This is a genomic window from Idiomarina sp. H2 (assembly GCF_004364275.1).
In the GTDB taxonomy this organism is placed as follows: domain Bacteria; phylum Pseudomonadota; class Gammaproteobacteria; order Enterobacterales; family Alteromonadaceae; genus Idiomarina; species Idiomarina loihiensis.
In genome coordinates, this window is sequence record NZ_SNZY01000010.1 from 14,959 (window position 1) to 39,612 (window position 24,654).

At 49.2% G+C, this 24,654-nt stretch carries 21 protein-coding genes and 1 other RNA gene; 6 read left to right on the forward strand and 16 right to left on the reverse strand.

Annotated elements, in window-relative coordinates:
- Window positions 1–34: 34 nt before the first annotated feature.
- The 3 genes from gcvP to gcvT all read right to left on the reverse strand — a co-directional run bounded on the left by gcvP (window position 35) and on the right by gcvT (window position 4,568).
- On the reverse strand, window positions 35–2,923 hold the full coding sequence (gene gcvP / locus DET62_RS12470; protein ID WP_110014099.1) for an aminomethyl-transferring glycine dehydrogenase: 2,889 nt from the start codon (window positions 2,921–2,923) through the stop codon (window positions 35–37).
- Window positions 2,924–3,048: 125 nt separating this feature from the next.
- On the reverse strand, window positions 3,049–3,438 hold the full coding sequence (gene gcvH / locus DET62_RS12475) for a glycine cleavage system protein GcvH (protein WP_011235321.1): 390 nt from the start codon (window positions 3,436–3,438) through the stop codon (window positions 3,049–3,051).
- 50 nt (window positions 3,439–3,488) lie between these two features.
- Window positions 3,489–4,568, reverse strand: a complete 1,080-nt coding sequence (gcvT, locus tag DET62_RS12480; protein ID WP_110014100.1) for a glycine cleavage system aminomethyltransferase GcvT — start codon at window positions 4,566–4,568, stop codon at window positions 3,489–3,491.
- A gap of 141 nt (window positions 4,569–4,709) precedes the next feature.
- On the opposite strand from gcvT, the gene DET62_RS12485 reads away from it, so the two are divergent.
- Window positions 4,710–5,552, forward strand: a complete 843-nt coding sequence (locus tag DET62_RS12485; protein ID WP_110014101.1) for a LysR family transcriptional regulator — start codon at window positions 4,710–4,712, stop codon at window positions 5,550–5,552.
- A gap of 174 nt (window positions 5,553–5,726) precedes the next feature.
- Here the strand turns inward: DET62_RS12485 and DET62_RS12490 are convergent, their stop codons facing one another.
- The 4 genes from DET62_RS12490 to DET62_RS12505 are packed head-to-tail and all read right to left on the reverse strand — an operon-like array spanning window position 5,727 to window position 9,963.
- On the reverse strand, window positions 5,727–6,905 hold the full coding sequence (locus DET62_RS12490; protein WP_110014102.1) for an FAD-dependent oxidoreductase: 1,179 nt from the start codon (window positions 6,903–6,905) through the stop codon (window positions 5,727–5,729).
- Entirely contained in the window at window positions 6,902–8,068 is a 1,167-nt protein-coding gene (ubiH, locus tag DET62_RS12495) for a 2-octaprenyl-6-methoxyphenyl hydroxylase (protein ID WP_110014103.1), read from the reverse strand. The genes DET62_RS12490 and ubiH overlap by 4 nt, the downstream gene beginning before the upstream one ends.
- A complete protein-coding gene (pepP, locus tag DET62_RS12500; RefSeq protein WP_110014104.1) occupies window positions 8,050–9,372 on the reverse strand; it encodes a Xaa-Pro aminopeptidase in 1,323 nt (440 codons plus the stop codon). Before pepP ends, ubiH begins: the two co-directional genes overlap by 19 nt.
- Window positions 9,373–9,396: 24 nt before the next feature.
- Entirely contained in the window at window positions 9,397–9,963 is a 567-nt protein-coding gene (locus DET62_RS12505; protein ID WP_011235327.1) for a UPF0149 family protein, read from the reverse strand.
- Window positions 9,964–10,096: 133 nt separating this feature from the next.
- Between DET62_RS12505 and zapA the strand changes: the two genes are divergently transcribed.
- Window positions 10,097–10,408: a cell division protein ZapA gene (gene zapA / locus DET62_RS12510; RefSeq protein WP_011235328.1), complete on the forward strand. Its 312-nt coding sequence runs from the start codon at window positions 10,097–10,099 to the stop codon at window positions 10,406–10,408.
- Window positions 10,409–10,443: 35 nt separating this feature from the next.
- A non-coding RNA gene (gene ssrS / locus DET62_RS12515) (6S RNA) lies at window positions 10,444–10,628 on the forward strand.
- Between the two features lie 3 nt (window positions 10,629–10,631).
- On the opposite strand, the gene DET62_RS12520 is transcribed toward ssrS, so the two are convergent.
- Window positions 10,632–12,203 (reverse strand): amidohydrolase family protein, encoded by a 1,572-nt coding sequence (locus tag DET62_RS12520; protein ID WP_110014105.1) that lies wholly within the window; start codon window positions 12,201–12,203, stop codon window positions 10,632–10,634.
- Between the two features lie 50 nt (window positions 12,204–12,253).
- On the opposite strand from DET62_RS12520, the gene DET62_RS12525 reads away from it, so the two are divergent.
- The 3 genes from DET62_RS12525 (at window position 12,254) to serA (ending at window position 14,813) form a co-directional block, all read left to right on the forward strand.
- Window positions 12,254–12,841, forward strand: a complete 588-nt coding sequence (locus DET62_RS12525; RefSeq protein ID WP_034822288.1) for a 5-formyltetrahydrofolate cyclo-ligase — start codon at window positions 12,254–12,256, stop codon at window positions 12,839–12,841.
- Between the two features lie 74 nt (window positions 12,842–12,915).
- On the forward strand, window positions 12,916–13,587 hold the full coding sequence (rpiA, locus tag DET62_RS12530) for a ribose-5-phosphate isomerase RpiA (protein ID WP_110014106.1): 672 nt from the start codon (window positions 12,916–12,918) through the stop codon (window positions 13,585–13,587).
- The gene (gene serA / locus DET62_RS12535; RefSeq protein WP_110014107.1) at window positions 13,587–14,813 is read left to right on the forward strand and encodes a phosphoglycerate dehydrogenase; all 1,227 of its coding nucleotides are present in this window, start codon (window positions 13,587–13,589) and stop codon (window positions 14,811–14,813) included. Before rpiA ends, serA begins: the two co-directional genes overlap by 1 nt.
- On the opposite strand, the gene phoU is transcribed toward serA, so the two are convergent.
- The 8 genes from phoU to DET62_RS12575 form a co-directional block, all read right to left on the reverse strand.
- Complete coding sequence (gene phoU / locus DET62_RS12540) at window positions 14,810–15,529, reverse strand: phosphate signaling complex protein PhoU (protein WP_110014108.1); 720 nt, start codon at window positions 15,527–15,529, stop codon at window positions 14,810–14,812. The genes serA and phoU overlap by 4 nt on opposite strands.
- A gap of 10 nt (window positions 15,530–15,539) precedes the next feature.
- Window positions 15,540–16,358, reverse strand: a complete 819-nt coding sequence (gene pstB, locus DET62_RS12545) for a phosphate ABC transporter ATP-binding protein PstB (protein ID WP_034822279.1) — start codon at window positions 16,356–16,358, stop codon at window positions 15,540–15,542.
- A 46-nt stretch (window positions 16,359–16,404) separates the two neighbouring features.
- Complete coding sequence (gene pstA / locus DET62_RS12550) at window positions 16,405–18,060, reverse strand: phosphate ABC transporter permease PstA (RefSeq protein ID WP_011235335.1); 1,656 nt, start codon at window positions 18,058–18,060, stop codon at window positions 16,405–16,407.
- Between the two features lie 23 nt (window positions 18,061–18,083).
- Window positions 18,084–20,348 (reverse strand): ABC transporter permease subunit, encoded by a 2,265-nt coding sequence (locus tag DET62_RS12555; protein WP_110014109.1) that lies wholly within the window; start codon window positions 20,346–20,348, stop codon window positions 18,084–18,086.
- A gap of 162 nt (window positions 20,349–20,510) precedes the next feature.
- Window positions 20,511–21,488, reverse strand: coding sequence for a phosphate ABC transporter substrate-binding protein (locus tag DET62_RS12560; RefSeq protein WP_011235337.1), 978 nt, complete (start codon window positions 21,486–21,488; stop codon window positions 20,511–20,513).
- 97 nt (window positions 21,489–21,585) lie between these two features.
- Window positions 21,586–22,881: a phosphate regulon sensor histidine kinase PhoR gene (phoR, locus tag DET62_RS12565; protein WP_110014110.1), complete on the reverse strand. Its 1,296-nt coding sequence runs from the start codon at window positions 22,879–22,881 to the stop codon at window positions 21,586–21,588.
- A 17-nt stretch (window positions 22,882–22,898) separates the two neighbouring features.
- A complete protein-coding gene (gene phoB / locus DET62_RS12570; protein ID WP_011235339.1) occupies window positions 22,899–23,585 on the reverse strand; it encodes a phosphate regulon transcriptional regulator PhoB in 687 nt (228 codons plus the stop codon).
- Window positions 23,586–23,679: 94 nt separating this feature from the next.
- Complete coding sequence (locus DET62_RS12575) at window positions 23,680–24,597, reverse strand: AEC family transporter (RefSeq protein ID WP_110014111.1); 918 nt, start codon at window positions 24,595–24,597, stop codon at window positions 23,680–23,682.
- Window positions 24,598–24,654 lie beyond the last annotated feature (57 nt).

Sequence of the window (24,654 nt, forward strand, 5' to 3'; positions counted from 1 at the left end):
ACCTGACGTGGAACGTCAGGCTACATCACAAAGCTTACCGATACTCTTCAATGCTCGGGCATGAGCACATCAGGTTACGGTCACCAAATACGTCGTCAATACGGTTTACGGTTGGCCAGAACTTATCGTAACCAACGGCTTCAACCGGGTAGGTTGCCGTTTTGCGATCGTATGGGCGGTCCCATTCTGCATCGGTAATGTCGGCCAGTGTATGCGGTGCATTTACCAGTGGGTTGTTGTCTTTTGGCCATTCACCGGCGGCTACTTTCTCGGCTTCGGCTTTAATGCTGACCAAAGCTTCAATAAAGCGGTCCAGCTCGGCTTTAGACTCAGACTCTGTCGGCTCAACCATAATAGTACCCGCAACCGGGAAGCTCATAGTGGGCGAGTGGAAGCCGTAGTCTTGCAAACGCTTAGCCACATCAATTTCAGCAATGCCGGCGACGTCTTTCATTGGGCGCAGGTCGATAATGCACTCGTGCGCGACACGGTTGTTGCGGCCACGATACAGAATTTTGAAGTGCTTGCTTAGCTTCTCAGCCAGGTAGTTGGCGTTCAAAATAGCGGTTTCTGAGGCTTCACGTAAGCCGCGTCCGCCCATCATGGCAATGTACATCCATGAAATGGTCAGAATGCTGGCACTGCCAAACTGAGCAGCAGACACTGCGCCGTTACCGGCTTTAGGCCCGTCGATATTCACAATGGAGTGATTTGGCAGGAATTCAGCCAGGTGCTGCTTCACGCCAATAGGACCCATGCCAGGGCCACCGCCACCGTGAGGAATACAGAAGGTTTTGTGCAGGTTCAGGTGCGATACGTCAGAGCCAATGTAACCCGGTGAGGTTACGCCAACCTGTGCGTTCATGTTGGCACCATCCATGTAAACCTGACCACCGTAGCTGTGAACCAGGTCACAAATGTCTTTAATGCCTTCTTCGTAAACACCGTGCGTAGACGGATAAGTCACCATAATGCACGACAGGTTCTCGCCCGCTTCTTCAGCTTTGGCTTTTAAGTCGTCCATATCCACGTTGCCGTGCTTGTCACAGTCAACCACTACCACTTTCATGTTGATCATTTGCGCTGAAGCCGGGTTGGTGCCGTGAGCAGAACTTGGAATAAGGCAAATGTCGCGGTGTCCGTCGCCGCGACTTTCATGATACTTCTGAATAGCCAGCAGACCAGCGTACTCGCCCTGCGCACCAGAGTTTGGCTGCATCGACATGTTGTCGTAACCGGTTACGTCAATTAACCATTCAGACAAGGTTTCAACCAGCTCGTAATAGCCTTGCGCCTGCTCTGCCGGGCAGAACGGATGCAACTGACCAAACTCAGGCCAGGTCACCGGAATCATCTCGGCGGTGGCGTTCAGCTTCATGGTGCACGAGCCCAGAGAAATCATGGAATGGTTCAGGGCTAAATCTTTATTTTCCAGCTTTTTAATGTAACGCAGCATTTCGGTTTCTGAGTGATACTCATTAAATACCGGGTGCTGCAAGTACTGAGAAGTACGCACTAAGTCAGTTGGAATAGATTCAACGTCACCGCCAGCAACACGGCTGTCCAGTACGTCGATGTCTAAACCGTGGTTGTCGCCAAACAGAGCGGCAAATAAGTTTTCAACGTCGTCACGCGTTTTGGCTTCGTCCAGGCTGATACCAAACACGCCTTCGCCGTCAACGCGTAGGTTAAGACCCAGCGCTTTACTGCGCGCTAACACGTCTGCAGCGTTTTCTTTCATTTCAAAGGTTAAGGTGTCAAACCAGTGGCTGTTCACCAGCTTCACGCCTTTGTCCTGCATGCCTAAGGCAACAATGTCGGTTAAGCGGTGAATGCGGTTGGCAATACGACGCAAGCCTTCAGGGCCATGATACACAGCGTAAAACGACGCCATGTTCGCCAGCAGAACCTGCGCGGTACAAATGTTCGAGTTCGCTTTTTCGCGGCGTATATGCTGCTCACGGGTCTGCATGGCCATACGCAATGCAGGGCGCCCGCGCGAGTCTTTAGAAACCCCGATAATACGACCCGGCAATGAACGCTTAAACTTGTCACGGGTAGCGAAGAACGCGGCGTGAGGACCGCCGTAGCCCATTGGTACACCAAAACGCTGAGCGTTACCGAACACCATGTCGGCACCCATTTCGCCCGGTGACTTCACCATTAACAGGCTCATTAAGTCAGAAGCAACGGCGACAATGGCCTTTTTCTCCTGCAACTCACCAATTAACTGTTCAATGTTGTGCAGCTGGCCTTGCTTGTCCGGGTACTGCAACAACGCACCAAACACGTCATGATCAGAGGCTTCACGCGCCGGTCCGACAATAATGTCAAAGCCAAAGTATTCGGCACGGGTTTTAACCACGTCAATCGTTTGTGTGTAAACATTGTCAGCAATGAAAAACGCGTTGGATTTTTTGTTTTTAGAAACACGCTTCGCCATAGCCATAGCTTCGGCAGCAGCTGTGGCTTCGTCCAGCAACGAGGCGCTGGCTAAATCCAGGCCGGTTAAATCCATGGTCATTTGCTGGAAGTTAAGCAGAGCTTCTAAACGGCCCTGCGCAATTTCCGGCTGATACGGCGTGTACGCTGTATACCAACCCGGGTTTTCCAGCACGTTACGCAAAATAACGTTAGGCACTACGGTGTCGTAGTAACCCATACCAATGTACGAGGTACAAATTTGGTTCTTTTTCGCGATGTTTTTAAGACGAGCCAGAGCTTCGCGTTCAGTTTGCGGCTCCCCTGTTTGCAGGAACGGTTCACGCAGAATCGCACCAGGCACAGTGTCTTTGGTTAATGCTTCTAAAGAATCTACACCCAGCTCAGCCAGCATGGCTTTTTGCTCATCAGCACTTGGGCCAATATGGCGGCTAATGAATTCATCGTGGTGCTCTAATTGCGTCAGGGTAGTACTGCTCATTTGACTCAGCCTCGTACATTTATCGGAAATTTATCGAACAATTATCGAAAACAAAAAACAATGAACCCCGGCTAATTTCCGGGGCTCAGGACGCTCTGTGTCATTGGTGCTATGCGCCAATGGCCTCAGTCTTCGTCGATTGAAGCCTCGTAAGTATTTGCGTCCAGCAAGTTGTCCAGCTCGCTGCTGTCATCTGCTTTTATACGGAATAACCAGCCGTCACCGTAAGGGTCGTTGTTAACGGTTTCAGGGGCATCTTCCAGGTCTTCGTTAATCGCAACCACTTCACCGGTCATTGGTGCGTAGATGTCTGACGCTGCTTTTACAGATTCAGCGACAGCAATGTCGTCGCCTGTTGCCACTTTGTCACCTACGTCAGGTAACTCAACAAACACCATATCGCCAAGAAGTTCCTGCGCGTGCTCAGAGATACCTACTGTAAAGGTACCGTCGCCCTCGTCACGAACCCACTCGTGAGTTGATGCGTATTTCAAATCTGCTGGAATATTGCTCATTTTACTTTCCTTCTAACCGGCGTACCCGGAATGTATTGAATCTTGTTCGATTATAAAACAGATTGACCGTTTCTGACGAAACCTGGCTTAACTACCTTCACCGGCATTTGTTTTTTACGCATTTCCACTTCCGCTGTATCACCAACACTTGATGGAACGCGAGCCATTGCAACTGAGAAACCAAGTGTAGGCGAGAATGTACCAGAAGTGATGATACCTTCGCCACCCTCAACGGTTACTTTTTGACCGTGACGCAGTACGCCTTTCTCTTCCATCACAAGGCCGACTAACTTGTCGTGGCCTTCAGCTTTTTTCTGCTCTAGTGCTTTACGACCAATGAAGTCGCGGTCAGCCGGTTCAAACGCTACGCTCCAGCCCATGTTGGCTTCCAGCGGCGTGATGTTTTCATCCATGTCCTGACCATACAGGTTCATGCCAGCTTCTAAACGCAGTGTATCACGAGCACCCAGTCCACATGGAGCAACATCAGCTTTTAGTAAGTCATTCCATAAGGCTTCAAGCTGCTCGGCCGGAACCACAATTTCGTAGCCCTTTTCGCCGGTGTAACCTGTGGTCGCAATAAAGTAATCGCCAACGTCTTTGCCGACAAAAGGCTTCATGCCGTCAATGTCTGCGTACTGCTCTGCGGTTAATACGTTTTGGATTTTGTCAGCGGCTTTAGGGCCCTGCAAAGCCAGCATACCCATGTCGTCACGCTCTTTGGTGGTGACATCAAAATCGGCAGCAACTTTTTCAATCCATGCCAGGTCGCGGTCACGGGTGGCTGAGTTAACAACCATGCGATAAGCAGTTTCTGAGAAGAAATACACAATAAGGTCGTCAATAACACCGCCGTTTTCATTCAACATGCTGGTGTATTGTGCTTTGCCTTCGGTTTTCAGCTTGGCAACGTCGTTCGCCAGCAGGTAACGCAAAAACGCCTGAGCCTGTGGGCCTTCTACGTCAACAATGGTCATGTGCGACACATCGAAAACACCGCAGTCACGGCGTACAGCATGGTGCTCTTCAATTTGTGAGCCATAGTTCAGCGGCATGTCCCAGCCGTGAAAATCAACCATCTTTGCACCCGCTTTTACGTGTGCTTCGTACAGTGGCGTTCTGCTACCCATACCGTGTTCCTTTTCTGTTCACTTTATGTGCGTGTGTATGGGCGCAAATTATAGGCGTGATTCGTTTAAACTTAAAATCAATAATGCTTATAATGGTATTAATTTTTCAAATACACAGTAATGACTTTATAAAGCGAACCAATGAAACATTTATCCTTAGAAGCCTTACGCAGTTTTAGTGCGGTGATTGAGCTGGGCAGTATGACACTCGCCGGCGAACGCATGGGGCGTTCTCAGCCTGCTATTAGTCTGCAGCTTAAAAAGCTGGAGCAGCAACTGGGCGTTGCACTGCTAACCCGGCAGGGCAGCGGCTTTGCCCTTACCGCCGATGGGGACGTTCTGTTTGACTACGCCCAGCGAATGTTGGCGCTGAATGACCAGGCCTGGGCGCAGTTCGAACCGCAACAGGTTAGCGGTAAAGTGCGGCTGGGTATTACCAGTGAATTCGCGTCCAGTCTGCTGCCTAAAGTGCTGGGTCAGTTTGCTCAGGTTTACCCGCAGGTGACACTGCAGGTGACTTCAGCGTTGAGTAAAGACTTACTGTCCGGACTAGGACAACAGTTCGATATTATTCTGGCACTGCGCGAACAGACCAATAAAAGCGATGTTTTGATTCAGCGCGAAGAGCTGGTTTGGGTGGGCTTACCCGGCTTATTAGAGCAACCCGGCTGGCCTATGGTGGTTGCTCCTGAAGGCTGTATTTATCGGCGCAGGGCAGAACAAAGTTTACAAAGAGCGCATCAGCCTTATCGTATCACTTATACCAATACAGACTTCTCGGGACTGACTGCAGCATTGAACAGCGGACTAGGCATTACCGTTCTGGCTAAAAGTACGGTACCGAAGGATATTCCCATATTGGAAAGTTTTTCTGATAACAAACCCTTACCCAACCCCGGTTCAGTCAACGTGATTATGCGCCTGGCCGGCGGTGCCTCAAGCGCTGCCTCTCAATTAGCCGACTACCTGAAAGCGCGGATTTGAACATCTCACCTGACGTGAACGTCAGGCTACGAGAGCTGAGCTACGGAATAGGTGGCGCCTATGGTTGGTACGTACTGGTCAGGGAGTGTGCGGCGCCATGGATGGCGACGCCCAAGCCCTACAGGGACGTATTTACGGGCGTCTCCCGGACCAGTACGTAGCAACCACCGCCACCTAGCCCAGAGCCACTTCGGCTAGCTTGCGTTTTAAAAAGGTGAGTTTGTTTGGCAGTGCGAAGGCCAGGGCTCGTAGGCCTTTTACTACTGGGTTTGCTGTGCCGAAACCGCGTTTGAACGTTTCCATTGCCGCTATCATGAGCTGAGCGTCGGCTTTGCGCTCGCGTTGGTATGCACTCAATGAACGCTGCAGTTGCGATAGCGAGGATAAATCCGCACCCTCAAGTTTCTCGGTTAAGGCTTTCACGTCACCAAAGCCTAAGTTTGCGCCCTGCCCGGCCAGCGGATGAATAGTGTGTGCCGCGTCACCAGCCAAACCAATACGATGCTGATACCATTGGCGGGCATACTGCATTCTAAGCGGAAAGGCTTTTATATCAGACACACACTCGCAGCCGCCTAATACTCGCCCTGACTCTGTTTCCACCTGTTTTGCAAAGCGTTCAGCGGGCTCATTAAGCATATTTCTGGCAAGCTCCTCATCGGCAGACCAAACAATAGAAACGGTATGAGGGTCAGGCGTTGGCAAAAGCGCCAGCGGCCCTGTGGGTAAAAACACCTGACGAGCCACGCCATTATGCGGCTGCTCCGTGCGAATGTTCGCCACAATGCCTTGCTGTCCGTAGTCCCAGAAAGAAATTGGTAATTCAGCATACTGACGCACTTTCGAACGGCCACCGTCGGCACCAATTATAAGATCAGCTGACAGTAACCACTCACCAACCTCTATTTCCGCAGGATGAGACTCATCGCCAGCGTGAACCATTGTCCACTGCTGCGTCTGTAAAATCTCAACACCGGCCTGTTCAGCACATTGCCACAAGAAGTGCTCCACCACGTTGTTTTCAACTATAGCGCCTAAATCTGCGGCGTTAATTTCCTTTGCGGAAAACTCAATGTGCGCCGGGCTGTCTTTGTCCCACACTTGCATGCTCTGGTAGGGGCCGCTTCGGTGTTCCTGCACTAAAGGCCAGGCTCCGCAGTCTTTTAATACGCTGCGACTGCGATCATTCAACGCGCTCACCCGTAAAGCCAGCTCGTCAGAAAGTTCAGGCTGCGAATGTCTTTCCAGCACCATCACTCGCCGGTTCTGCTGAGCCAGACGTATCGCCAGGCTCAGGCCAATCATGCCGCCACCAACAATCACAACATCTAACTTTTTGCGTTTCATGGTCATGGTTTCATCCCCATGGTTAAGCGTGCAAAGGCGGATTTCAGCGGCGAACAATGCTGCAGTAACATCAGCGCACTGTTGCGACCCACAACGGTGGGTAAATAATGGTTGGAGAAACCACGCACAAGGCCGTCGGTCAGCTTAATAATGGCCTGATAGTCGCGTTCGCGGTTCTGCTCGTAGCCTTGTAAAACGCGGAAATGACCGGGGTCATCGGTTGTTGCCAGTACTTCACATAAAACTTCGGTATCCCGCAAGCCCAGATTAAACCCCTGCCCGGCTATGGGGTGTAACGCATGCGAGGCGTTACCAATAATAACACTGCGGTGATGGGTTGAGCGTTTAGCCCGGCGTAAAATGAGCGGATAAAAAACCCGCTTCGAGACCCCGGTAAATAAGCCTGCACGGTAGCCAAAGGCCTGCTGACAACGGTGTAGAAACTCGGTATCTGACCATTGTTCGGCGGCTTCACGCTGCTTTTCGGTAAAGCTCCACACCAATGAGGCCTGCGAATTCTGCATGGGCAACAAAGCAATGGGTCCGGCTTCGGTAAAACGCTCAAAAGCCCAGCCATCTAAGGGCTGCTTCATGTCCAAGGTAGCAATGCAGCCAAACTGACCGTAGTCGTAGGTATCGGATTTTAATTCCAGCTGTTCGCGCACCAGCGAGTTCTGGCCATCGGCGCCAATCAGCAACTTAGTCTGTAATTTCTGGGTGTTATCCAGAGTGAGTTCAACCTGATCCTGCTGCTGTTCCAGTAACTCCAGTCGCACACCGGACAACCAGTTTAAATTAGGCTGTTTCTGGCAACTCAGGTATAGGTTATTCACCAGCTCTGAGGCCGAAACCACGCGCCCCAGCGCTTCAACTTTTTCATGTTCCGCGTGTAATTCGGCTGCGCCGGCAAAACCACGATCAGAAATATGAATGTGTTTTATTGGGGTAGTGTCAATGCCATCGAGCGCGCCAAGGCTTTGTAACCGCTTTGCTGAGGCAGCTGCCAGCGCAATAATGCGTTTGTCGGCGGGCGGGCCTTCGGCTCGTGGTTCACACACCACAATACGCCAGTCCGGCCGCTGCTGTGCCAACATTAAGCCGGTCAAGGCACCCACTAAGCTGCCTCCGGCTATAACCACATCAGCCTGAGTTACTGGCTTTTCATCCATTCTTCAATCTCTTCAATGGTTTTTGGTACGCCGGCGGTCATGTTGTCAAAGCCATCGGCTGTTACTACCAGGTCATCTTCAATGCGAATGCCGATGCCGCGCCACTTTTCATCAACCTCGGCGTCTTCCGGAATATAAATGCCCGGCTCCACCGTCAGCACCATGCCGGGTTTAAAGGAAATCGGCTCGCCTTCACTGTTGCGATAACGACCCACATCGTGAACGTCCAGACCCAGCCAGTGGCCTAATCCGTGAATAAAATAGGTTTTCCAGCGCTGCTCTTTGAAATTCTCTTCTGCGTCACCGGTTAAAATACCAAGCTCCGTCAGACCGTCGCTAATGACCCGCGCTGCGGCTTCGCTCGCATTAACCAGGTTACTGCCGGGTTTTATTTCAGCAAAGCCGGCCTGCTGGGCTTCCAGCACTAAATTGTAAAGTATGCTCTGTGGCTCATTAAACTTGCCATTCACCGGGAAGGTGCGGGTAATATCGGCGGCATAGCCCTGATATTCAGCGCCGGCATCCACCAGCAGTAAATCGCCGTTGCGCAGAACGTCTCGGTTGTCGGTGTAATGCAAAATGCAGGCGTTTGCTCCGCCGCCGCTAATAATGCCATACGCCGGATGCAAAGCGCCGTTCATAGCAAACTCATGATGCAACTCCGCCGCTACCTGATACTCGTGCTTACCGTCTTCAACAAAACGCATAATGCGACGAAACGCTCCCGAACTTATACGTGCCGCTTCTTTCATTACCGCTATTTCTGCGGCTGACTTAATTAAACGCATGGCGTCCAGGTCAGGCCGTAAATCAGACAAGCTTTGAGGTGCCAGTTTGCCGCTTCGTCTGGCTTTAACACTTACTTCGTCACGAGCTTCGCTGACGAGCTCCGCCAATATTGAATCTTCGCCCATGGGGTAAAAAACCGATTCAATGCCCTGCAACAATTCAGGTAAGCGCTCGGGCAAGGTATCTAGGTCTTCTGCGCTATCAACAGCTAAGGCTTCAACGGCATTTTCATAACCCAGACGCAACCCGTGCCAAACTTCGTGCTTTGGATCTTTGTCCTGACAGAATAAAACACTGCGTGGGTTGCTGTCGTTGATCAGCAGCAACACAGCGTCCGGTTCGTTAAAACCGGTTAAATAGAAAAAGTCGCTGTTTTGCCGAAACGGAAACTCGGTATCGTTGCTACGGGTAACTTCACTGCTGGCTGCAACCAGTGCCAGTGAATTTGGCGGCAACAATTGCAGTAACTGCTGCCGGCGCTGGTTAAATTCGTCCTGCGGAATAACGTCTTTCATCAACGACCTCAACTCCGTCAGTAATTAATGTAAAGTTTTAGGCGGCTGGTTCGCGGGTTGTTCTTTTCGGCCTAACTCGGTGTAGCACATCATGGCTGAAATACGCAGATACTCGACAATTTCGGTGTAGGCTCGTTCTTCTTCCTCATCACCGTCGTCGGTAAATTCTATTTTTGCCAGCTCGACCATGTCTTCAATGGCTTCTTTTAAGTCACCACTTAAGTTGGTCATATTTTCCTGATTCACACCATAGCCCACTAAAAAGGCGTTAACCCAGCCAGCCAGTGCGCTTAAGCGGTCAGACAACGGCGTGGTGTCTTCAGGTAACAACAAGCGGTAGCCTAAATCTTCATCGCCCAGCGAGTGTTCAATTTCTTCGGCCTGCTGTTGCAGCAAGTTCTCCAGCTCGACGGGCAAGCCCTGGCCGTCGTATGCCAGGTCTGACATTAATATCATTAATTCATTGCTTTTGGCGTCACTACCGGTGGCTATTAGCCCGGTTAACATGCCCTGCACTTCCGACGCACTTGGCGTCATATCGTATTGTGCGTAAAGCTCAACTAAACGGTCATAATTAAAACGAGTCGACATTCACATTCTGCCTTTGGTTAATCTTGCCCTAATCCTAACACTGGCTTTACGTAATCGCTAGCTGACAAACACCGGTAGCTCATGCCATAATGCCGTTATCAACGCTGTTGAGTCAGTTGCAAGGAGTCTTTGAATGACCGCAAAAACCATGGATATAAAATTGCTGGAACGTAATTACAAGGTCGCTTGTCCCATTGGGCAGGAGAGTGCGTTACAGCAAGCGGCGGATGCGCTTAATGAAAGGCTTGAAGAAACCAAGGAACGGACCCAACTGACCAATGTGGAACAGATAGCAGTAATGACAGCCCTGAATTTGTGTCATGAATGGATTCAGGATCAAAATGAACAGTCTGCAAAAACTGCTAAACTGGAAGAGAAAATTCAGTTGCTTCAGGCAACCATTGAACAGGCTATGAGTGAGCAACGCTCACAACGTAATCGTTAACGGTTAACCTAAAGCAACGTTGTAAACCCTTTTGCGGTTTCCTGGGGTGTTTGCCAGCAGGCTTATGTCCCTGAGCCGATGCTTGTATTAAAAGGGGATCACTGGCCTGCCATGAGCAAGCCCGGCTTGAACCGGGAAGCCTACGGCAGATACCATTTGCTCCCCGCCTTGAACCAATGGGTTCAAGGGCTACAGCCAGCAGCGGCACCTTGGGAAGCCACCCTTATTTTTGGCGATCCGCCTTTTCCTCAGCAACAATGGCTTTAACGTCCTGCAACAGTTGCTGAGCATCGAAAATAATACCGTCTTTAATGGTGTACTGAATGCCTTCAGTGCGCATTGGCTGGTTATTATCATCTAGTTTGAAATGCCCGGTGCCATACAGTACTTTAAAGTTATCCATCGGGTTTTCGTTCACAATGACCATATCGGCTTTTTTACCAATGGCCACTGAGCCAATGTCGTCTTCCATATTCAGCGCTTCGGCACCTGCCAGGCTGGCAGCATGAATAACCTCCAACGCGTTTAGACCCGCTTCACGCAATAACTCCAGCTCGCGAATATAACCAAAGCCGTAAATTTTGTAGATGTAGCCTGAATCCGAGCCAGTGGTAATACGGCCACCGTTTTCATGGAAGTCCTTCAAAAACGCCATCCATTTCTGATAGTTCTTTTTCCAGGCAATTTCGTTGTCCGTGGTCCAGTCAAACCAATACGAACCATGCGCATAGCGGCTGGGTTCAAAAAAGTCCCACAACCGTGGCAGAGTATATTCGTCATGCCAAATAGCCTGACGCTCACGCATTAAGTCACGCGAGGCTTCGTAAATGGTTAAGGTGGGGTTAATGGTGAAGTCCAGTTCAATGAGTTCGTCACGCACCGCATTCCATTTTTCAGAGCCCGGCTCTGCCGCCTGCTTCCATAAACGCCCGGCTTCTTCAAAACGGTTTTGCTCGTTGTTGTAGTTATAATCTGCCGGGTAGTCCTGCACGCGCTGCTCTTCAAACAAAGCCTCCGGCAAACCATACCAATGCTCCATTGAGGTTAAGCCTGAACGTGCTGAATCTAATGCGTTCATTGACATCACATTAAGTTGCGCGTGGTGCATCATAGTGCCTAAGCCCTGCTTGTTGGCTTCGTCCAGCGCCGCTTCCATTACTTTACGCGAGGCACCAAAGAACTTAATACCTTTTGCTCCCTCGCCTTTAATATAACGAACCCACTCGCGTGCCTGTTCCGCGTTGTAAATAGGCTCATCTCGGCCCTGACCAAAGCCTACGTAAGGAACAATTCGGGGTGACGTAATGCGGTTGTCCGCAGCGCGTTTCTCATGCCACTGAACCCAGTCCAGGCCATTAAAACTGCCCGGCTCTCGAATGGTGGTAATACCATGTCCTAACCATAGCTTCAGCACGTATTCCGCCGGAATGCCTTTTGCCGAGCCGCCAATGTGCCCGTGCATATCAACAAAGCCGGGCAGAACGTATTTGCCGCTCACATCCAGTTCTTTGTCGTTAGCGCCCGCTTCAGGCCGCCCTTCCGGCTTAATTGGCACGCCGGGGTTGCCCACACTGACAATATCGACAATGCGGTCATTCTCAATAACGATGTCTACCGGCCCAAAGGGCGGCGCGCCTTCACCGTTAACCAAGGTTCCGCCACGTAAAATAAGGCGTTCGTAAGGGCCTTCGCCACGGTCACGTTCCGGGGCTTTAGGTGGCGCTTGCACAGCATAAGCTGCAACCGTAAAGGCCATGGCGACCATGGCTAAAGCTATCGTTTTTATTGTTTTCATCGGTTATCCTCAGGATATTCTTCAGCGTTTTTCTAAAAGCAGACTCTAGCATGACCCGACAGAACCTTAGACGCAAGTTACAGCAGATTCGCCGCAATTTACCTGCCGAACAACAACAGGCAGCAGCGCGCGAGGTTGCCAATAAACTGCAGCTTCGTTTAAGTCATCTGCAACCAGAGCAAACCACAGTGGCCGTATATAAGAGTTTTGACGGTGAACTGCCAACCGCTCCGGTTATTGAAAAGCTATGGCAACTGGGTTTTAACACCGTTTTGCCGGTACTTCACCCGTTTGCTAAAGGTCATTTGCTGTTTTTACGCTATACTCCTGATACCCCAATGACGCTCAACAAGTACGGTATTCAGGAACCCGAATTAAACGTACAGAATGTGGTGCCGCTATCGGACATTCAGATACTGCTTATGCCTCTTGTCGGATTCGATCAAAACGGTAACCGGCTGGGTATGGGCGGCGGCTATTATGATCGCACTTTGGCTCAATGGCATAGCGGTTATCAACCCAACTTATCACCCATAGGGTTAAGCTATAACGAACAACAGCTTGAAAGCATTCCCGTCGAAAGCTGGGACATTCCATTACCGGAAGTGATAACACCGGCAAAGCACTGGCGTTTCTGAAGTAAAGAAACGTCGATAAAAACCAACAAATTCCTTATACTCGCGTATAGAAGATCAAACGGAGAAAAACGCTCATGTCAGGCAACGCTGATGCACTCAAAAAAGCGGCAGCAGAAGCTGCTATGCAATACATTGAAGACGGCACTGTGGTCGGAGTCGGAACGGGCTCAACGGTAAACTTTTTTATTGATGCTCTGGCCGAACGAAAGCATGACATAGAAGGCGCAGTATCCAGTTCTGAAGCCTCAACCGAGCGTCTGAAATCGCACGGCATTGAAGTGTTTGAGCTTAACTCTGTTGTGGATGTGCCCGTTTACGTCGACGGTGCTGACGAAATTACTGAGCACGGTCAAATGATTAAAGGCGGCGGTGGCGCATTAACCCGCGAGAAAATTATTGCCGCAGTAGCGAAAAAGTTTGTTTGCGTTGCAGATGAAAGCAAAATGGTTGGCCGCCTGGGGCAATTCCCGGTGCCGGTTGAAGTTATTCCTATGGCGCGTTCGTACGTGGCCCGTGAAATTGTGAAATTGGGCGGCGACCCGGTCTGGCGTCAGGGTTTTACCACCGACAACGGCAACTGGATCCTCGACGTGCATAACTTCGATATTATGGAGCCAATGAAGCTTGAAGCTGAGCTGAATAATATTGTCGGCGTGGTCACTAACGGACTGTTTGCCCAGCGTGGCGCTGATATCGCTTTAATTGCTCGTGAAGACGGAGTCCAAACCCTGAAGGTAAGTGGCTAATGCAGATATCCCTGGCAAAAGACAAAATCAAAGTTTTACTGCTGGAAGGCGTTCATGAAAGCGCCATTCAGCTGTTTCGGCATCATGGCTACCATAATCTGGAAATACTGCAGACTTCGCTGAGCGAAGACGAGCTGTGCGACAAAATTAAAGACGCTCATATTCTGGGTATACGCTCACGCAGCCAGCTGAACGACCGTGTGTTTGCCGCTGCCGAAAAGCTCATTGCCGTAGGTTGTTTCTGTATTGGCACCAACCAGGTTGATTTAGATGCAGCGAAGAAGCACGGTGTTATCGTTTTTAACGCGCCATTTTCAAATACCCGCAGTGTTGCTGAACTGGTTTTAGCCGAAATAATTATGTTGTTGCGTGGCATTCCGGAAAAAAATGCCGTAGCCCACGAAGGCGGTTGGCTGAAGTCAGCTAAGCAGTCTTATGAGGCACGCGGAAAGATACTGGGCATAGTCGGCTATGGCCACATAGGCAGTCAGCTCAGCGTATTGGCCGAGCAGCTGGGCATGCACATTCGTTACTTTGACGTGGAAGACAAACTCCCCATGGGCAACGCTCAGTCCGTTCCCACGTTGGACGACTTACTGGCACAGGCCGACATCATCACTCTGCATGTGCCGGAAACCGAGCAAACTCAGTGGATGATAGGTCGTCGCCAAATTGAGCGGATGAAGGCAGGCAGCCTGCTGATTAATGCTTCGCGCGGAACGGTTGTGGATATCGACGCTCTTGCCGAAGCCTTGTCGTCACGGCACCTGGCCGGCGCTGCTATTGATGTGTTTCCGGTTGAGCCCAAAGGCAACAGCGATGAGTTTCTGTCGCCTTTACGCGGCCTGAAAAACTGCCTGTTAACGCCACACATTGGCGGCTCAACCTTAGAAGCTCAGGAAAACATTGGCGTTGAAGTAGCCGGAAAACTGGTGCGTTATTCCGATAACGGCTCTACCCTGTCTGCGGTGAACTTCCCCGAGGTTAGCCTGCCGACGCACGCAACAGCGCAGCGCCTGCTGCATATTCATAAAAACCAACCGGGTATGCTAAACGCCATTAACCGCATTATCAGTGACAACGAGATTAACGTGGTAGGTCAGTACTTACAAACGGATGAGAACGTTGGTTACGTAGTGATGGATATCGACAGTGATAACGGTGCCGATGTACTACAACAACTGAAAGACATTCCGGGCACGATTCGCGCCCGGCGCTTATTCTAGTCTTTTCTACCCATAACCGTGCGTTCCATGCTCTCTGGTGAGACATGGCGCACGTCTTTGCCTTTCACAAAGAAGATAATGTACTCGGCAATGTTCTGACAACGGTCGCCAATACGCTCTAAAGAACGAGCAGACCACAGAACATTCATGATTTTTGGAATAGAACGAGAGTCTTCCATCATGTACGTCATAAGCTGACGTGTCAGCGCTTCATATTGACGATCAGCCTGTTCGTCCTGCTGATGCACGTCGTAAGCCGATTCAAGATCCATGCGCGCGAAAGCATCCAGAACTTTATGCAACATGCTTAATACTTGCTGCCCAAGGTTTTCCAGACTCACCAACAGCTGCTGCTGGTCGTTATTGAAGCTTTCCTTCGCTACTTTGGCAATACGCTCGGCTTCATCACCAATACGCTCTAAATCGGCAATGGTTTTGATAATAGCGATAACCAGACGCAAGTCACTGGCAGCGGGCTGACGTTTAGCAATAATATGTACGCACTCTTCGTCAATCTGCACTTCCAGCTTATTGACTTTATGGTCACTGGTCAGAACTTTTTCGGCCAGTTCAGCATCGCCTTTTTGAATAGCCTGAAGTGCATCCTGCAGTTGTTTCTCAACTAAGCCACCCATGCTCAATACACGGTTACGCACAGCCTCAAGTTCTTCGTTGAACTTGCCGGAAATGTGCTTGTTCATATTCATCTTATCCATGACACTCTCCTTAACCGTAACGACCGGTAATATAATCTTCTGTTTGCTTCTCAGACGGGGTCGTAAACAGAGTATCAGTATCGGCATACTCAATCAGTTTACCCATATACAAAAATGCGGTCTGGTCTGAGACGCGCGCGGCCTGCTGCATGTTGTGCGTGACAATAACCACGGTATATTTGTCTTTCAAATCGGTGATCAGCTCTTCAATGGTCAAAGTCGAAATAGGATCCAAAGCAGACGTTGGTTCGTCCAGCAACAGAATTTCCGGCTCAATGGCAATAGAACGCGCAATAACCAGACGTTGCTGCTGACCACCCGACAAACTGAACGCACTGGCGTTTAGGCGGTCTTTTACTTCATCCCATAAGGCTGCGCCACGCAATGACGTTTCTACCGCTTCGTCCAGCACACGTTTGTCTTTTACACCCTGTAAGCGTAGACCATAAACCACGTTCTCATAAATAGACTTAGGAAACGGGTTCGGGCGCTGAAACACCATACCAACACGACGACGCAGCGCCGCTACATCAACGTTCTTGTCGTAAATATTGTGGCCGTGCATATCAATCTGGCCTTCAATACGACAAATTTCAACCAAGTCGTTCATGCGGTTAATGCAGCGCAGAAGCGTTGACTTACCACAGCCCGATGGTCCGATAAACGCCGTTACGCGGTTGTTCGGAATGCGCATAGAAATATCATACAACGCCTGATCTTCACCGTAATAAAGATCCAGGTTTTTAATATCTAAAGCAGTCTGTTCTGCTGGCAAGTTGTGTAAGTCCAGCTTTTCTAAGTTGCTTGTACTCGGATTTACCGAAATCATAAGTTCAGACCTTTTCGCTAATTCATCAAAACTTTCGTGCTCAACTTTAATGCTCAAGTGAGCGGTATTTTTCACGTAAGTGGTTACGTACGCCAATGGCTGTTAAGTTCAAACCGACAATAACGGTTATCAACAAGAAAGACGTAGCGTAAACCAGCGGCCGGGCAGCCTCGACGTTCGGGCTCTGGAAGCCTACGTCGTAAATATGAAAGCCCAGATGCATAAATTTTCTGTCCAGATGGAAGTAAGGAAAGTTTCCGTCCAGCGGCAACATAGGCGCCGACTTAACCACACCCACCAGCATCAATGGTGCAACTTCACCTGCAGCACGGGCAACGGCCAGGATCAAACCGGTCATAATAGCCGGTGACGCCATAGGCAGAACAATGCGCCAAATGGTTTCCCACTTAGTGGCACCTAAAGACAAACTGCCTTCGCGCAACGAGGGTGGAATACGAGACAAACCTTCTTCGGTCGATACAATCACCACCGGTAGAGTCAGAATAGCCAGAGTTACCGCAGACCACAGAACGCCTGGCGTACCAAAGGTCGGGCTGGGCAAGGCTTCCGGATAAAACACCTGGTCGAGACTACCGCCTACCATGTAGACAAAGAAACCTAAACCAAACACACCATAAACAATAGATGGCACACCCGCGAGGTTGATAACCGCTATACGAATCAGCTTGGTCACGGCGTTTTTACCCGCGTACTCGTGCAAGTAAACAGCCGCAATAACACCAAAGGGCGTCACAATAATCGACATTAACAGCACCATAAAAACGGTACCGAAAATTGCCGGGAATACACCGCCCTCGGTATTGGCTTCACGCGGAGGTTCAGATACAAACTTACCAATTTGCTGGAAGAAATGCCCTATTTTTGAGAAAAAACCCATGTCGTTAGGGAAGTTCACATCCAGCACCTGATACATAGGTACTTTTATTTCCTCACCACGCATGTCGCGCATAATCAGTGAATCGCGACCCGCTTTATCGCGCAGTGCAAACAGCTCTTTTTCATATTCAAGATACTCGTTATGCAGTTCTTCGCGACGACGTTCAATGTCGTCCATGGCTTCCTGAGTTAAGTTCCCCTCAAGCTCAAGACTGCGGCTCTCAAGATTGAGCTGGTTTAGTTTGTAATTAACCGCACCTATTTCGCCTTCCTGCAGCGCCATGGCTTCTTCATTAAGCTCTACCGCTCGTTCCATGCGTTGAAACAGCTCTTCACGCAAGTTGCCTTGTGTCGCAACTCGCTCCCCCTGCTGCTCAATCGCAACTGGATAACCATAAAAGTTACCATCTTTGGTTCGTTCAATAACGGCCAGATCAGCTGGCGTTTCGTCCGCACGAATCGCAGGCCCTAACACCCAGGCAAAATCGAGAGGCACATACTCACGGTTACCAATTTTCATTAGGTAACGAGTCACTTCCTCTTCTTCATAGCCGTCCATGATAGTGCCTGCGTCACTCACTCGTGACGTTGGCACCGACTCGCTTTCATAAATTTCGCCAATTAACGTGCGCGTTGAACCGTCAGCCTGTTCAATAGACATCTCGTGAATAGCTGAAGGCCAGAAAAAAGACAGCCCGCGCCAGCCAATCATAAGCACCAGTCCAATAACGGCTATCAAGCTGATACTGACCGAACCGGCGGTTAACCAGATCCAGGGCTTTCCGGATTTAAACCATGTATTCATTGCTATAAACCTCTGTTCCGGAATTACATCGAGCTGTATTTGTCGCGCAAGCGTTGACGGACAAATTCAGCAATGGTGTTAAAGAAGAAGGTAAATATGAACAGCACAAAAGCCGCCAGGAACAAGATTCGGTAGTGCGAGCTACCAACTTCAGATTCCGGCATCTCGACCGCTATATTCGCAGACAAGGTGCGCATACCTTCGAAGATGTTCCAGTCCATAATTGGCGTATTACCGGTAGCCATCAGAACAATCATAGTTTCACCTACAGCGCGTCCCAGCCCCATCATAACCGCCGAGAATATTCCCGGGCTGGCGGTTAGCAGAACCACTTTGGTTAATGTCTGCCATGGAGTAGCGCCCAATGCCAGAGAGCCATTAGATAAATGCTTAGGCACACTGAATACCGCATCTTCGGCAATAGAAAAGATGGTTGGAATAACCGCAAAGCCCATCGCGATACCAACAACCAATGAGTTACGCTGATCAAAGGTTATGCCCAGTTCATTGGTTAAGTAGCCACGCACATTACCGTCAAACAGGACTTCCTCAACCCACGGACTCAGACCAAACGAGAACCAGCCAACCAGCAAAATAATGGGTATAAGCAACAACGCAGCGCGCCCGTCGGTTATGGTGTTACGAATATGGGAAGGTAACTTCGACCATAAGAATGCCGTCAATATTATCGCTGCCGGTACCAGCAGCAAAACGGCTATCAGGCCCGGAAGATACCTCTCGATTATCGGTGCCAGCCAAAGACCGGCTAGGAAACCCAGGATAACGGTTGGTAAGGCTTCCATAATTTCAACAGTCGGCTTGACGTATTTACGCACCGACGGAGACATAAAGTACGCCGTATAAACCGCGGCTGCCAAACCAATAGGCACCGCAAACAGCATTGCATACGCTGCTGCCTTGATGGTACCAAAAGCAATGGGTACCAAACTGTATTTAGCTTCGAAGTCATCGGAACCAGAGGTCGATTGCCAGGTGTAGTCAGGCTCAGGGTATCCCTCATACCAGACTTCCTGCCACATAGCGCTCCAGGTAACCTCAGGATGTTCGTTCTTAATATCAAACACACTGAAGCGATCACCACTCTGCATGATGAGGTAGTTGGCTCGTGGGTCGACCATGACATGTTCTAAACTGGACTCCAGAGGGTTCCCCCGGTACAGATCCGCCTCTGATGTCGTATAGAATATGCCCAGCTGTCCGTTTTCTGAAACGGTGTAAAAAGTACGTCGATAGTATTCAACTTCAATATCTTTAACCGGCGAGCCAGCATCAAATGAGCGAATATATTGATATTGCCGACCTTCATCTGTCGATACCTGGAACCACTGTGTTACCAACCCGGTATCGTGAGTCACCAATATAGAGCTTGCCCCGGCCATTAAATAGAGGCCCGTGGCGTTGCCCTGCTCACGCGCATTAACCAGCATTAATTCACGCTCAGTCACCTGCCCTGAAATTCCGACATCGAATACGTGAATTCGGTTACCGCGACGTGCCATAACCTGACGTAAGTCCGGAGTGACAATTAAGTCATCGATAGTACCGTTTAGTGTCACTTTATGAAAAACCGGCTTTAATGTCGTTTCGCCAGTCATAAAGTTTTCTTCTGCTGCGTATTTGGTAATAAGCAGGTTATTACCACCCTGCACAGCAGCAAACATCATGGTGTCACCATCGCTCTCGTAAGCCAGCTTTTCTAAAGCTTGACCACTTTCATCGACAACTAATGGTTCGGCATTATTCAATACCTCAACACGCGGCATTATCGTACGCTCAAGTGCGCCTGTCTGAGGGTCTTCAGCAAAAGACACTTTAAATTTAGGCTGAACCACCATCGCCGTACCATCGTTCAGGCCGTATGCGTACTGCTTGTTGACCGGCAGAGTGCTGGCAAAGCTTGTTATTCTGTCCTCGGAAACCACTTCTTTTGAATCAATGATGTCGCCGGCCTGGCGCTTAACGATAGATTTGTCGGCCAACGCAAAGAACTCAAATTTTCCCGATTTCATTAGACGGTAGCCAATTTCGGCCTGCTCTTCCATGCCAAGTGCTTCTACATCATCACTGTTTGGCAATGAAAAGCTCTGTTCCTCTTTTAAGGAAACCGACTCAAAAATAGGCTGGACAACATAAAGTAGGTAGAAAAAGATAAGCAACAGCGCTACCAGAACCATAATACCACCTAAGGTGACACCATAGCGTGCGGCGCGATCTTTAAATAATCGGCCCCGATTAGCGGCTAGTTGTTGAGCTGACAGTGATGCCATCAGAAACCTCAAGTTTGAATACGCGTTACTAAAAGTCTGCAGACAGTTTAGTTGAACAATATGACAGTATTGTTACACCGCTGTCATAATTTCTTAATAATGCCGTAATAGTTATAAAAAAAGCCGGCAGCAAGCTACCGGCTATTCCTTTAGAAGGTTAAATTAATCTAAACCAAGCTTCTTCAGTTCAGCTTCAACTACCGCTTTTGGTAAGCCGATATAACCGTCTTTATTGACGATATCCTGGCCTGTTTTTGACAAAATCATGCGCAGGAATTCACCTTCCGCTTTGCCCAAAGGTTTAGTCGGGTGCTTGTTCACGTAAATGTACAGGAAGCGCGCTAATGGATACTGACCTGCCAACGCATTCTCAGCTGTCGCGCCAATAAATTCCTGGCCTTCGGCTTTGGCGATAGGTACCGCTTTAACGCCTGACGTTACATAACCAATACCGGAATAACCAATCGCATTAATTGAGGTAGAGACTGACTGCACAACAGACGCTGAACCTGGCTGCTCATTCACGTTCGAACGGAAATCGCCATCACATAACGCCACTTCTTTAAAATAACCGTAAGTGCCGGATACCGAGTTACGGCCATAAAGCTGTAAGTCGCGGTTGCTCCATTCACCATCCATATCCAGGTCGCCCCAGCGATTCACTTGCTCATTCAGGCCACATTTACGAGTTGATGAAAATATTGCATCAACTTCAGGAATTGTCAGACCTTCAATTGGATTATCTTTGTGTACGAATACCGCCAATGCATCAATGGCAACGCGAACCGGAGTCGGCTTGTAACCGTGACGCTTTTCAAAAGATTCAATTTCTTTTGATTTCATTGCGCGACTCATAGGACCAAAGTTTGAGGTACCTTCGGTTAAAGCCGGAGGCGCGGTTGAAGAACCTGCCGCCTGCACCTGAATGTTCACACTTGGATAGTTGCGCTTAAACTCTTCACTCCAGAAGGTCACCATATTAGCTAAGGTATCAGAACCAACTGAAGATAAATTGCCTGATAAACCGCTGACTTTTTCGTATTCTGGTAAATCGTCAGTTGCCGCAGCTAACGAACTAAACGCCAGCGAACCTGCAACAACCAAACCGGTTAATGTTTTGTTCAAAGTTGATTGAAACATAGTGTATTCACCTCTAAGGGTTATTGAACTGTTCTCGAATTGCCGTCAGTTTAAGACGGTTATGTGACAACTTTATGACAATATGAAAATTTTATGACTAACTGACTAATAGCCCACTCGGTATGCGAAATGAGAAACGACTGCCTTTTTTCAGCGAGCTATTAATGTCTAATTGCGAGTTGTGATGTTCTATGGCGTGCTTAACTATCGACAGCCCTAAGCCGGTGCCACCACTGGCACTGTTGCGATCATCCTCAACCCGGTAGAAACGCTCGGTAAGACGCGGCAAGTGTTCTGCAGCAATACCTTTACCGTTATCTTTAACACTGAACTCAACACCACCGGCTACGGTTTTCCAGGTGACTTTTATTTCACCGCCGTCGGGTGTGTAATTAATGGCATTGGTTATTAAGTTTTGCATCGCACTGCGCAGCAGGTTTTCTTTGCCGTAAATCCGCACGGGTGCAACCTCAAACTCAATCTTATGCTGTTTCGCTTCATTTAAACGCTTCGCTTCAGACTCTAACTGTTCCAGCAAAGCTGGCATATCCACTTCGTGATCAAAGACATCGTTACTTGGCGTTTCCATACGCGATAAGGTGAGTAGCTGATCCACCAGGTTGGCCATACGAGTGCTTTGCGCATTCATGTTCTCGACGGCTTTTTTCAGCATGGCCGGTGGCGTCTGCTGCGGCTCATCCATCATTTCCAGATAACCCTGCAACACTGTCAGCGGCGTTTTCAGTTCGTGAGACACGTTTGCCACAAATTCACGACGTAAGTTCTCCAGACGTTTTACCTGAGTTACGTCACGGGCAACCAGAAGAAACTGATCTTCGCTGTAAGGCATAATACGAATTTCAATATCCAGACTTTCACGAATGGGTGAAGGAATAGTTAGTTCTTCGTCAAAATTACCAGCGTTCAGGTAGGCATAGAATTCAGGGTGTCGAATCAGGTTCGACAACCGCTGTCCGGCATCGTCCGGCCAGCGCAAGCCGAAATAAAACTGCGCCAGCTTGTTACTCCACAGCAACGCGCCGTCGGCACGGAACACAATAGCAGCGTCAGGCAAAGCTTCAGCAGCTTCACGAAAACGTCGTAATAAGCGCGCTAAAGCTTTACGTCTTTTTTGGCTTCGGCGCTGCGAGCGATAAATACCATCGTAAATATACGACCAACTACCCGGCGCAGACGGCGGCATGAGAGTGCGGCTTTGCCACAACCATTTAATGAGTTTTTGCTGATAATAATAATGCCAGCAGACCAGCCCTAATAACGCCAGAGCCATGACCGGCCAGAACAGGTCAAACAGCCAGCCAATAAACAAAAACGGCAGCAGAAATAGGCCAAGACTGGTCAGTGACTGCCAGTTGGAATAGTTCCTGTCCATACTAAATCAGCCTGCGCTTAGCGACTTGAAAAACGATAGCCAACTCCCCGAACCGTTTGAATCAAACGGTCGTAACCATGTTCGGTCAGGGCTTTACGCAAACGGCGAATATGAACATCAACAGTCCGGTCTTCCACATACACGTTGGTGCCCCAAACGTGGTCCAGCAGCTGTTCACGACTGTATACCCGCTCCGGGTGTGTCATAAAAAAGTGCAGTAGTTTGAACTCTGTCGGGCCCATATCGATGCCTTTGTCATCGACCGAAATACGGTGCGATACCGGATCAAGTTTTAAGCCTTCAACTTCCAGCGGTTCATCAAGCACGGTTGGTGCAACACGGCGAAAAACGGCGCGCATGCGGGCCATAAGCTCTTTTGGAGAAAAAGGTTTGGTAATATAGTCATCAGCGCCGACTTCCAGGCCTTTAACTTTATCTTCTTCTTCGCCTCTTGCGGTGAGCATGATGATAGGAATATTACGGGTAAAATCATCGCCTTTAATTTTTTTAGCCAGCTGCAGACCTGAGCCGCCCGGAAGCATCCAGTCCAGTAACACCATATCCGGATAGGGTTCGGCAATTTTATCGACAGCAGCGTCAAAGTCGTTGGCTTCCACAGCTTGATAACCGTGTTGTTCCATAACAAAGCTCAACATCTCACGAATAGGCGCTTCATCTTCAACAATTAGAATTCTACGTGACATGCATTGTTTCCCTAATATGAACTGATGGTTCAATTATTACTAAAGAATATGACACTTTTATGAATCTAGACACATCTCTGTCAAATTTCTTATATCAATGCGCAGAGAGCAACTGCAATAATTGGTAAACAATGGGTAAGGAAACAAAGGCAAACAAGATACCGTAACCGACCATAGCCGCCGACAAACGCGGCGCCAGCCCAGCCATAATAGCCACTGCGCCTGCTGTGATCATAGGCGGCATGGCACTTTCAAAAATAGTCACCTGTACCAGGGTGCTGTCAAAACCGAAGCCATACAATAAGCCAACGGTAATCAGGGGCATTAGAACCAGTTTCGTCAATAAACCTACCGTTAATGGTGTTTTACTGCCCTTAGGCAGGCGGAATTTCAACTGAAAACCCACGGCTATCATAATAACCGGCACTAAAGTCACCGCCAACGAGTCAATAAGCCGCTGAAAAACTTCCGGATAAACCAGAGATTTCGTTAACAACGCAATAATGAGCGCGATAAAAGGCGGAAATGTCACAATTTGACGGGTAACACTGGCCACTGTGGGTTTATTGTCCTGCTCGCGGTATAGGGCGATAACAATGGTCGAGTAAATTGCCAGACCAAAAAAGGAACCGAACTGATCGTATAACAGGCCATAAACAATAGCGTCACTGCCATAAAAGGCTTCTATCATCGGAAAGCCAAAAAACGAGGTATTGCCCAGTGGCACACAAATAAGTAACGCGCCGACCACTTCCCTGGGCCATTTAAAGGCTCGCCCTAACAACCATATAAAAACAGCACTAAAGGCTAAAAGAATCCAGGGAATAACAACCGGAATCAGCAGATCAGTAGAAAACTCCAGAGCCGGAACTTTACTGAATATAACGCCGGGTAAGGCAGCGTAAATAACGTAGAGATTGAGAACTTGCGCTGTGTTGTCCGGGCATTTGCCGGTACGCTTCAGGATAAAACCAATAAGTAAGTAGAGCCCCAATACGGCGAGGTTGATCATAGCGTACAGATAGGTTGAGAGTGACCGCTATAGTGTAGCCTGACAAAGAGTGTCAGG